The 9,418-nt window shown below is 71.9% G+C and carries 12 protein-coding genes; 6 read left to right on the forward strand and 6 right to left on the reverse strand.

Features of this window, described 5'->3' with window-relative positions:
* Positions 1-87: 87 nt before the first annotated feature.
* From ACWGH4_RS24190 to ACWGH4_RS24200, 3 genes are all read right to left on the reverse strand, one after another.
* Entirely contained in the window at positions 88-405 is a 318-nt protein-coding gene (locus ACWGH4_RS24190; RefSeq protein WP_453464419.1) for a DUF2795 domain-containing protein, read from the reverse strand.
* 27 nt (positions 406-432) lie between these two features.
* The gene (locus ACWGH4_RS24195; protein WP_453464422.1) at positions 433-633 is read right to left on the reverse strand and encodes a hypothetical protein; all 201 of its coding nucleotides are present in this window, start codon (positions 631-633) and stop codon (positions 433-435) included.
* A 79-nt stretch (positions 634-712) separates the two neighbouring features.
* A complete protein-coding gene (locus ACWGH4_RS24200) occupies positions 713-1,813 on the reverse strand; it encodes a carboxylate-amine ligase (RefSeq protein WP_453464425.1) in 1,101 nt (366 codons plus the stop codon).
* Between the two features lie 213 nt (positions 1,814-2,026).
* Here ACWGH4_RS24200 and ACWGH4_RS24205 point away from each other — a divergent pair, with 213 nt between their 5' ends.
* The 5 genes from ACWGH4_RS24205 to ACWGH4_RS24225 all read left to right on the forward strand — a co-directional run bounded on the left by ACWGH4_RS24205 (position 2,027) and on the right by ACWGH4_RS24225 (position 5,665).
* The gene (locus ACWGH4_RS24205) at positions 2,027-2,554 is read left to right on the forward strand and encodes a hypothetical protein (RefSeq protein WP_453464428.1); all 528 of its coding nucleotides are present in this window, start codon (positions 2,027-2,029) and stop codon (positions 2,552-2,554) included.
* Between the two features lie 243 nt (positions 2,555-2,797).
* Positions 2,798-3,253, forward strand: coding sequence for a DUF6098 family protein (locus ACWGH4_RS24210; protein ID WP_453464431.1), 456 nt, complete (start codon positions 2,798-2,800; stop codon positions 3,251-3,253).
* Positions 3,254-3,335: 82 nt separating this feature from the next.
* A complete protein-coding gene (locus ACWGH4_RS24215) occupies positions 3,336-3,686 on the forward strand; it encodes a hypothetical protein (protein WP_453464434.1) in 351 nt (116 codons plus the stop codon).
* Positions 3,687-3,837: 151 nt separating this feature from the next.
* Complete coding sequence (locus ACWGH4_RS24220; protein ID WP_453464437.1) at positions 3,838-4,707, forward strand: MBL fold metallo-hydrolase; 870 nt, start codon at positions 3,838-3,840, stop codon at positions 4,705-4,707.
* A 61-nt stretch (positions 4,708-4,768) separates the two neighbouring features.
* Positions 4,769-5,665: a glycosyltransferase family 2 protein gene (locus ACWGH4_RS24225; protein WP_453464440.1), complete on the forward strand. Its 897-nt coding sequence runs from the start codon at positions 4,769-4,771 to the stop codon at positions 5,663-5,665.
* A gap of 28 nt (positions 5,666-5,693) precedes the next feature.
* Here ACWGH4_RS24225 and ACWGH4_RS24230 read toward each other — a convergent pair whose 3' ends face one another.
* Entirely contained in the window at positions 5,694-6,419 is a 726-nt protein-coding gene (locus ACWGH4_RS24230; protein ID WP_453464443.1) for a DUF6766 family protein, read from the reverse strand.
* Between the two features lie 88 nt (positions 6,420-6,507).
* Positions 6,508-6,921 (reverse strand): hypothetical protein, encoded by a 414-nt coding sequence (locus tag ACWGH4_RS24235; RefSeq protein WP_453464446.1) that lies wholly within the window; start codon positions 6,919-6,921, stop codon positions 6,508-6,510.
* Positions 6,922-7,264: 343 nt separating this feature from the next.
* On the opposite strand from ACWGH4_RS24235, the gene ACWGH4_RS24240 reads away from it, so the two are divergent.
* Positions 7,265-8,191, forward strand: coding sequence for a glycosyltransferase family 2 protein (locus tag ACWGH4_RS24240; protein WP_453464448.1), 927 nt, complete (start codon positions 7,265-7,267; stop codon positions 8,189-8,191).
* 50 nt (positions 8,192-8,241) lie between these two features.
* On the opposite strand, the gene ACWGH4_RS24245 is transcribed toward ACWGH4_RS24240, so the two are convergent.
* Positions 8,242-9,381, reverse strand: a complete 1,140-nt coding sequence (locus ACWGH4_RS24245; RefSeq protein ID WP_453464451.1) for a baeRF2 domain-containing protein — start codon at positions 9,379-9,381, stop codon at positions 8,242-8,244.
* Between the last annotated feature and the right edge of the window lie 37 nt (positions 9,382-9,418).

Here is a 9,418-nt window from a genome sequence, read left to right on the forward strand (position 1 = left end):
CGGCGGCGGGTCCGCCACCTGGGCGTCAGCCGTCCAGGGTCGTCGCGGTCCGGGGTCGTCGCGGTCCTGGAGGGCCGCGGTCCCCGCTCAGCGGTCCAGTTCCTCCTGGATCGGCGTCTTCGGCGCGTCACGCAGATGCTCGGACAGCCCCGGCTTGCCGCCCTTGCGCGCCTGTTCGGCCTTCTGGCTCGCGTTGTGTCCGAGGTCCGAGTCCGGATCCGTCCGGACGGAACGCGCCACGTCGTCCCGGCTGTCGTACCGCTCGGGCGGAATACCGCGCAACGCCTTGACGACCTCCTCCGAGGCGTCGGCCCCGCGTGCCGCCGACATCAGCTTCTCCTTGTCGGCCGGGAAGTCGACGTCCTTGATCGCTTTCAGCACCTCCGGCACGTTGGTGTGCGCCATGGGAAACCTCCTTGCTCACGCGCGCGACTACTCTTCGTAGTCCTCAGGCTTGACCCCGGCATCGTCCAGTGCCTCGCGCATGGTGCTCCCGGACGGCCGGCGTTCCTCCTGTGCCGCATTCCGGCCCTGCTCGGTCTCTGCCGCCGATCCCTCGGCCGCCGCCGATTTCTCCGTGACGACCTCGTCGGTCGTTCGCGTCTTGGGCCGGTTCTCCTCGGGCACGGTCATCGTGGCGCTCCTCCCGTTCGATCGTCGCGTCACCGCGCACGAGTACCCGGAAACCGCGTGTCGAACATGGGATCCGCGGTCACGGTGCCGTGGTCTCGGAGGTGATCAGGTCGATCACCGCCCTGATGCCGCCCTCCGCGAGCGCCCGGCGCTGGCGGTCGGCGGGGGTGCCCTGCTGGAGAAGGCGATGAACGAGCGAAATCACCTCACGGGTGTCGCCGGCGGCGTCCAGCGCGGGCGTGATGTGCTCGATCAGCTGCGCGACGACGTCTCCGGCACTGCGGCGCTCGCCCGTCGCAGTGATCAGGTGACCGCTGAGACCGTAGCGGGCGGCCTGCCAGTTCGCCGCCTGCATCAGTTCCGGAGCGATGACGGGCGCCGGCGTGCCGACCGCCGTCTCGTGGATGGCGGTGACGACCAGCGCGCGCACGATCCCGGCGAACATCACCGCTTCGTCGGCCCGCAACTGCACGTCGGGGCACCGTACTTCCACGGTGGGGAAGCGGTCGGACAGCCGGATCTGCCAGTACAGCTGTCCCTTGTCGGAGATGATCCCGCTGCTGATCAGCGCCTCGATCCGCTCCCTGTGGTCGGTGAGGTCCCGGAACGCGGGCGGCGGGCCGCTCACGGGCCAGCGGCCGAAGATCAAAGTGCGCCAGCTTGCGAAGCCGGTGTCCTGTCCGTCCCACAGGGGCGAGTTCGCGGACATGGCGACCAGGACGGGCACCCAGCCCCGCAGCCGGTTCAGGACGGCCACGCCGACTTCCGGACTCGGGACCGCCGCATGGATGTGCATGCCGCTGACCAGCTGCTCCGCGACCAGCTGCGGAGCCTGCACCCGCATCGCGCGGTAGCGGGCCTGCTCGGTCACCGGCGCGTTGACCGGGCCTCTCCTCGGCGGTGTCCCGCATGCCGCGAGGCGGCACCCGTGGGCCTCCGCGGCGGCGCCGACCGCGTGGCGCAGGCGCAGCAGGTGACCGCCTGCCTCCTCGAGCCGGGTGCAGACGGAAGTGGCGACCTCTACCTGCACCTGCAACAGCTCGGACTGCAGTTCGTGCTCCTCGACGAGTGGTTCGAGGCCTGCGGCCGCACGCACCTGTTCGGCCATCGGGACCGGCACCCCCGTCTCCGCGTCGAGCAGCAGGTACTCCTCTTCCACGCCCAAGGTCACCGGCTCCATGGGGGTCAGTGTCGCGGGACGGACGCCGTGATCAGTGGACGACACAGTGGTTTGCCCGAAAGCACGCGCCGAAGCGCGTCCGGGGGCGAAGCGGTCCCCCGGCCGGTGTGGCCGAAGCCACTGCCTTCCCGTGACCCACGCCATTTCCCCAGGTGACCGGCGGGGATAGCGTTGCCGCGCACATCGCTCCCCAGGACCACATCGGACGCCACAGTGCACGCAGACCTGACCTCGCTGATAGCGGCGACAGCCCAGTGGATGTCGCGCGCCTTCCCCTCGGGAGGTGGCGTGCTGGATTCCGCACTTTCCCACGCGCAGGCGCATCAGGCCGTGACCGTGGCCGCGTCGCTGCGCTATCCCACACCCGTCGACGCGGCTCTGGTCGCGGTCGCGGGGGCGGGAGGGTCCGCCCGGCTGGACTGGATCACCGGCTCCGACGGGGCCGGGCTCGACGACGCCGATGAGTACGCCTGGCGCACATGGGTCGACGAGGTCGTCGCCAGTTGGGCGGCCTGCCTCCTCGCCAGCCCGGACCTGGCATCGGCGGCGGTGACCGCGCTCGGTGACGGCGGACACGGCGACGGAACGCCGGCCGGGTTCCGCCGCCTGGTGGATCCCGATGAGCGTGACCGGCGGGCCGGTGCCCTGCTGCGCCACCCGGACCTGCTCGAACCCGTGGCAGAGCTCCACCGGCCGGCCCTTCTGTCCCGCCTGTGCGCGGGCCAGGGGATGACCGCCTGAGCCTGCCCCCTCACCTGCGGGGAGCCGCCGACCGGTCCCCGCTCCCCCGGGCCTCTCCCTCGGCCCCGCCGCACTCGGCACCCGCGCCGGACGGACAGCTCGATGGCGTTCGTCGCGATGATCCGTCACGGTGAAGTTGGGCCGACCGCACGGTCACGGCAGGGCGCCGCCGTTCATCGGGCGACGTGCTCGCGGCCTGTCGCACGCATCCGACGGGCAGTGCCGGGCAAGAATCGAGGGGACATGAGCAAGAACGAGGCAATGCCCACCTTCGGGAGCATCGAGGCGCTGACGGAACTGGTCACGGCCCGGCAGGGGCTGTACGTGCGGTGGTCCCGTGGACCCGAGCCGGACCTCGGCTCGGTCTCCAGCACCGACGACCTGACGGGCGCTTCCATGCCGGGCCTGTCCGCCAGCCCGCTGGACGTGGAGTCCTGGTGGGGGGACCGGCCCGTCCGCACATGGGTCGCCCGCCGGCTGTACGACTACTCCCATCTGCCACGGGTCAAGGACGAACGGGCCCGGCCGTGGGTCCTGCACGGCCGGGAATCGGGCCGCGGTCCGGACAACGAACCGCTTGTCCGCGATGTGGAACCGCTCGGCTGGATCGCCGACGAGGTCATCAGCGAGGCGACAGCCGTGATCGAGCGGCAGCCGGGGCGCTGGGGCCCGCTGGACCGTGACGCGCAGACCCCCTGAGCGGCCGGGGCGCATCACGGCACGCGGAGCGGGCAGCCTCTGACCGGAGATCGCCACGCGGCGAACGGCATCGGAGGCAGTGATGGTGTCCCACGCTTTCGAGGACGGCGTTCTGGTCGTGACCCTGCACAGCGCCACCGACGTCGGCCGAAGATCGGCGCTGTCGCAGGAGATCAGCGATCTGGTGCACGCCTACCGGCCGAGTCCGGTCGTCGTCGTGCTCGAGGAGCCGGCCACCGGCGGCGTCACCGTCGGCGCCGTACTGAAGGCCCACCGCATGTGCAGCCACCTGGGTGTCCTGATGTCCGTCGCCACGCACAGCGCGCCGGCGCGACGCCTTCTCGAGGCGAACGCCGACACCGGTGGCACCCGGCTCGTCGTCCACGCCCGCACCGACACGGCGATCCTCTCGGCCTTGTCCGCGGCGGCCTGACGGCGACGGCCGCGGGCGGTCGCGACCTTCCGGCGGACGGGGCCGGCTTCACCCGGGCCCGAGGTTCACCTCCCGCGACAGGGGCACCCGTGGCGGCACGGACGCATCGAACGCCCGGAGCCGCGGGGCTGACCGGGCCGAAGGAGACCGTATGTCCGCCGCCCCGGGCCTGCCGGTCAGCATCGACTTCATCGGCAACGCCACGACCCTGATCCGCTACGGCGACCTGACCCTGCTGACGGACCCGAACTTCCTGCACCGCGGGCAGCACGCGTATCTCGGTCACGGACTCGTCAGCCGCCGGCTCACCGAGCCGTCGATGGGGGTCGGTGAGCTGCCTCGCGACCTGACCGCGATCGTGCTCTCGCATCTGCACGGCGATCACTGGGACCGTGTGGCCCGCCGTCACCTCGACCGGTCACTGCCCGTGATCACGACGCCGCACGCCTCCCGCCGCCTCCGCCTCGTGCACGGCTTCCGCCGGGCCGACGGGCTCCGGTCGTGGCAGAGCCACACCCTGATCGGCGAGGACGGCAAGGCGACCGTGACGGCCCTGCCCGGCCGGCACGCCGGCGGAGCCCTGCGGCCCCTGCTACCGCCGGTGATGGGCAGCCTGCTGGAGTTCGGCCCGCCGCGAGGCCCGGCACATCTTCGGCTCTACATCTCGGGCGACACGCTGCTGTTCGACGGCATCGACGCCATCGGCCGCCGGTACCCGGACATGGACCTGGCGGTGCTCCACCTCGGTGGCACCCGTCTGCCGGGCGGATTCCTCGTGACCATGGACGGCGCGCAGGGCGTGGAGCTCGCCGAACGGCTGCGTCCGCGCTGGCTGCTGCCCGTCCACTACGAGGAGTACACCGTGATGACGTCCCCGCTGGCCGACTTCCTCCGCGCGGCCGAGGAGCGGGGCCTCGGTGAGCGGGTCGTCCACTGCGGACGCGGCGGCCGCGCCGTCGTCGCACCGGGCGAGCCGCCGGTCGTCCGGCAGCCCGCACCCGGCGCGGGCGTACGGCCGTGATCGCACCGGTCCGGGACGGAACACCGCTGGGGCGGGCTCGTTCCGGAGGGGGAGCCGTGACATGAGCGATCCGCGCGTCACCGTCGTCGTCATCACCCACAACCGCCGTGAGGAGCTGCTGCGCACCCTCGGCGAACTGGCGCGTCTGCCCGAGCGGCCGCCCGTGATCGTGACCGACAACGCCTCGACCGACGGCACCGCGGAAGCGGTACGCCGACTGCGTCCCGAGGTCCGGCTGCTCACCCCGGGCTCGAACCTCGGCGCGGTGGGACGCAATCTCGCCGTGCGGCACGTCACCACGCCCTACGTCGCCTTCTGCGACGACGACTGCTGGTGGGAGCCGGGATCGCTGTCCCGCGCCGGGGACCTCCTGGACCGCCATGAGCGGCTGGCGGTGGTCACCGCCCGGATCGTCGTCGAACCGGGCGGCAGGGAGGACCCGATCGTCGCCGAGCTGCGCGACTCACCGGTCCAGGGACCGGCATGGCTGCCGGGTCCCGCCCTGGGCTCGTTCCTCGCGGGGGCGTCGGTGCTGCGTGTCGAGGCGTTCACCGAGGCCGGTGGATTCAGCGAGCGGCTGTGGCTCGGCGGCGAGGAGGAACTGCTGGCCACCGACCTGACCACGCTCGGCTGGTGGCTGACCTACGACGAGAGCATGACGGTCCACCACGCACCGTCCCCCGCACGCGACGCCACCGGGCGGCGCGTCGACGGTCTGCGCAACACGCTCTGGTTCTGCTGGCTGCGCCGTCCGGTCGTTCCCGCGGTCCGCCGGACGCTGCACCTCGCCCGTACCGTTCCGCGTGACCGCGCGTCGCTGCGTGCCTTCGGCGCCGCGCTCGCCGGACTTCCCTGGGTCGTACGGGAACGGAAGGTCGTGCCGCCGGCCGTCGAAAGGCGCCTGTCGCTCCTCGAAGAGTCGCAGCGGCACTCCACCGCCCGCCGGTACGTCGGCTGACGAAGGGCCGCACCGCGGAGCAGGACGTTCAGCCTTCGACACCGGTCGCCGTGTGCGCCGCGCCCACGGGCTTGGACTCCGGTGATCCGCGTTGCCTCAGGTAGATGGCGAGAACTGCCATGGAGCCGATGGCGAGGAGTTCGGACTGCCAGTTCTGGAGTGTGCGGCTCCAGAAGTCCGCGGAGGAGAGATAGTCGGGCCAGCTGGTCGGGGCCTGAAGCCCGCGCAGCTGCTGCTCGTTGTAGGAGGCGACACCGGCAATGGACTGGGCCAGCCATGACAGCAGGAAGATGGTGCCCATGACGAGGCCGAGGGAGCGCGAGTAGAGCGTTCCCCGCCAGCCCCTGGCCGCGGCCCAGCGGGGCGAGTCCTCCGTGGCGTGCTCGCCGACCATCTGGTCCTCGTCCGACTCGATGCCCGCCTTGTGCAGTTCCTTGGATTCGGGTGAACCGCGTTGCAGCAGCCAGACGGTGCCGAAGATGTACAGGAAGAACTGCAGGTACTCGGACTGCCAGTTCTCGGTGACATCGACAGCGAAGTCGGAGGAAGCCACATAGGCCCCGAAGCTGACGGGTGCGAGGCCGTCGGCGACCAGCTGGTTGTTGAACTCCGCCTGTCCGGCCACCGCCTGTCCTGCCAGGGCGAGCAGGAACGCCGCCAGGAAGACCAGGCCGAGGCTGTTGTGGTGCAGGAACCGCCATACGGGACGACGGGTCGGTGCGCTGCCCTCGCCGGCCTTGGACATGGAGCTCATCGGTGCATCAGCCCCAGAGCCATGAAGTACGCGAGACCACCGGCGATCATCACCAGGGTTCCGACGAACAGTGTTCTCATGGCCTCATTCACCCGCCCTTGAGTTCGCACTGGTACGGCCGGCCGTCGCGGGGCGTGCATCCGGCCGCTGTCACTTTCCAGCCGGTCGGGAAGTGGGAGAGGAACACCGTGTCCGTCTCGAGTACGACACGGGCCTGGTCGCCGTACACGTCGACGCGACGCACCGCACCGGCCTCGGTCAGCTCCGCTTCCCCGATCGCCTGCTCACAGGGGCTCTTGCCCGACTGCTCCAGCTCTTCCAGGGTCTCCGGCGCGAGGGCGGCGCACATGCGTGCGAACTCATCGGCGCCCAGAGCCTGTTCGAAGGCCGTCACCTCCGCGGTGACATCGTCGCGCCTCTCGTCGAGCGAGCCGCAGGCGCTCGTCGCGAGGACGAGCGCCGCTACCGCGGCCGCCCGCCCGCACCACCACCGTCCTGTCACACTGCCTCCCGGCCGACTCAAGGCAGGCCGCGCCCACCGGGTCGAAGACGTGGACAGCGGCTTGCCGCCCATGAGACGCCCAGTCACCTGTCCCCGCAATCCAGGACCGTCCAGGGAGCCGCGCTCGTCCGGCCCGGACGCGGACCCGATCCGACGCTTCGCCGGCCGGCCCGGCGCGGCGCCCGCGTCGTCCCTGGGCGCCTGCCCGACCTGCGCCCGCATTACCGTTCGTTACATTTGCCCCATAAACGACGGGACATGCGTGGTGTGATGACGCAGGGAAACGTGATGACCCTTCACCGTTCGGCACACCTGACACGAGCACCGGAGAGACGTCCGCGCCATGACAACCGACTCCCGCACCACCGTCGTCGTGATCAGCCGCAACCGCAGGGACCAACTGCTGCACACCCTCGACCGGCTCATGGAGCTGCCCGAAAGGCCTCCGGTGATCGTCGTCGACAACGCGTCGACCGACGCGACCGCGGAAGCCGTCGCCCGTCAGCACCCGGGCGTCACGCTGCTGACACCGGATCGGAATCTCGGGGCCGTCGGCCGTAACCTCGGCGTCCGTCATGCCCGTACGCCGTACGTGGCCTTCAGCGACGACGACTCGTGGTGGGAGCCCGGGGCGCTCACCGCTGCCGAACAGCTCTTCGACGGGCATCCCCGGCTGGGACTGCTGGCGGCGCGTACCACCGTGGGTCCCGAAGCGGTGGACGACCCTTTGAACAGCGTGCTCGCCAAGTCCCCCCTGGGCATGGTCCCGGATCTGCCCGGGCCGCAGGTGCTGGGCTTCCTGGCCTGCGCGGCGGTGGCCAGGCGGTCGGCGTTCCTCCAGGCGGGCGGCTATCACCCGGTGCTGTTCTTCGGGGGCGAGGAGACCCTGCTCGCCTACGATCTGGCGGCGCGCGGCTGGGGCGTGTGCCACTGTCCGGACGTGGTCGCCGTCCACTGCCCGACGGGTGGGCCGCGCAACGGCCGCAGTGCGGTCATGCTCCGCAACGCGGCACTCACGGCATGGCTACGACGGCCACTGCCCGTCGCGCTCCGCCGCACCGGCGCGCTCGCGGCCGAGGCGAGGTCGGACCCGCCTGCCAGGGAGGCGCTGCGTCAGGTTCTGCGCAGGCTGCCGATGGCGCTGCGTGCGCGCAGGCTGCTGCCGGCCGCCGTGGAATCGGCGGCCCGCCGACTGGACATGGAGGGAGCCGCCACCGCGGCCGGACCCATGAAGCCGGCCGTGCGACCTGCCGCACGGTCGCCGCGATGAGCCCGGCCGCGTGACCTGCTACCGCCTTCTCGGCGGACGTGTCGTGGGTGTCAGGCGGGGGCCGGCTCGTACGTCCAGCGGAGCAGTGCTCCGAGCCCGCCGGCCGGGACGGCGTCGGCGGCCTCGTCGGGAGGCACCACCAGCACCTCTGCGGCGGTCACCGCCGCCGAGCGGAGCAGCGCGTCGTCGGCGCGTGCGGAGATCGGCTCACCCTCTCCGAGCGCCTGAGCGTCCGTCCGGCGCAGGGCGAGCTGATCGGCGCCGCCGCCCACCCAGACCTCCCGGTGGGCGTCCGGCCCGTCGGGCACGATGAGCAGGGTCTCCACCCGGTGCTCCCGGGCCGCCTCCACCAGGGCGGGAACGCCTTCCACGGCGTCCGTCGGGCGCTCCGTGCTCACGCGTCCGGCGCGGAAACGCTCCAGCGCCTCGTCGATGCGGCGGCGGACGTGTTCGCGCCGGGCGTGCTGGATGTCCCGATCGAGGGCGGGGGACTCGGAGCCGGGGGCACGGCCGCCGTGTTCGGTGCCGAGCGTGACCTTGCGGACCGCCTCGGGGAGCCGCTCGTGGACGGCCGACCGTTCCCGCGGGTCACCGGCGAGCACGACCAGGTCGGCGCCGGACTCCTCGTACGCGGCGGAGAGGGCTTCGGCGATCTCCGCCGCGTTCTGGTCCCAGGTGTTCTCCACCTTGAGCTGGAAGTGCCGCTCGGACCAGTCGGCGGACCCGGTGCGGTGCACCGGATGGTCCTGGCCCTGGACCTGACCGGCGTCCTGCGGACGGGTCGCGCCACGGAGTTCGAAGTCGGCGCCGGTCCTGTCGATGTACGCCACGAGGCAGGCGGGGTCCTGGCCGGCCAGCTCCACGAGGGGTGTGATGCGGGGAAGGGGCGCCCAGCAGGCGATCTGCTGCCGCGGCGGCCGGGACAGACGGTGGCTGAGCACCACCTCGCCACCGGTGGCGAAGACCACCCGGCCCGAGGGGTCCTCGGCAGGCCGCACGTTCGTCAGGGCGTCGCGCACCGCGCCCACGGTCGCCTCGTCGGCGCCCTCGCGTTCCAGGGTGCGACAGCACTCGTCCACGGCCAGCGCACGCTGTTTCGCCGCCGATTCGTCGTTCTGGGCCGGGCCGAAATACACCGTCGCCCAGGGCCCCGGACGGTCGAAGAGTGGTTCCAGGAATGACAGCTTCATGGGTTGCTCCTTCGTGGCCTCCTCCGGACGCGTACGC

The sequence above is a fragment of the Streptomyces sp. NPDC054847 genome, from assembly GCF_053610925.1.

What these genes read in the sequence shown, in the direction of transcription:
- ACWGH4_RS24190 (WP_453464419.1), bottom strand. Translation starts at nt 405, where the DNA reads ATGGCGCACACCAACGTGCCGGAGGTGCTGAAAGCGATCAAGGACGTC.
- ACWGH4_RS24195 (WP_453464422.1), bottom strand. Translation starts at nt 633, where the DNA reads ATGACCGTGCCCGAGGAGAACCGGCCCAAGACGCGAACGACCGACGAG.
- ACWGH4_RS24200 (WP_453464425.1), bottom strand. Translation starts at nt 1,813, where the DNA reads ATGGAGCCGGTGACCTTGGGCGTGGAAGAGGAGTACCTGCTGCTCGAC.
- ACWGH4_RS24210 (WP_453464431.1), top strand. Translation starts at nt 2,798, where the DNA reads ATGAGCAAGAACGAGGCAATGCCCACCTTCGGGAGCATCGAGGCGCTG.
- ACWGH4_RS24215 (WP_453464434.1), top strand. Translation starts at nt 3,336, where the DNA reads ATGGTGTCCCACGCTTTCGAGGACGGCGTTCTGGTCGTGACCCTGCAC.
- ACWGH4_RS24220 (WP_453464437.1), top strand. Translation starts at nt 3,838, where the DNA reads ATGTCCGCCGCCCCGGGCCTGCCGGTCAGCATCGACTTCATCGGCAAC.
- ACWGH4_RS24225 (WP_453464440.1), top strand. Translation starts at nt 4,769, where the DNA reads ATGAGCGATCCGCGCGTCACCGTCGTCGTCATCACCCACAACCGCCGT.
- ACWGH4_RS24230 (WP_453464443.1), bottom strand. Translation starts at nt 6,419, where the DNA reads ATGAGCTCCATGTCCAAGGCCGGCGAGGGCAGCGCACCGACCCGTCGT.
- ACWGH4_RS24240 (WP_453464448.1), top strand. Translation starts at nt 7,265, where the DNA reads ATGACAACCGACTCCCGCACCACCGTCGTCGTGATCAGCCGCAACCGC.
- ACWGH4_RS24245 (WP_453464451.1), bottom strand. Translation starts at nt 9,381, where the DNA reads ATGAAGCTGTCATTCCTGGAACCACTCTTCGACCGTCCGGGGCCCTGG.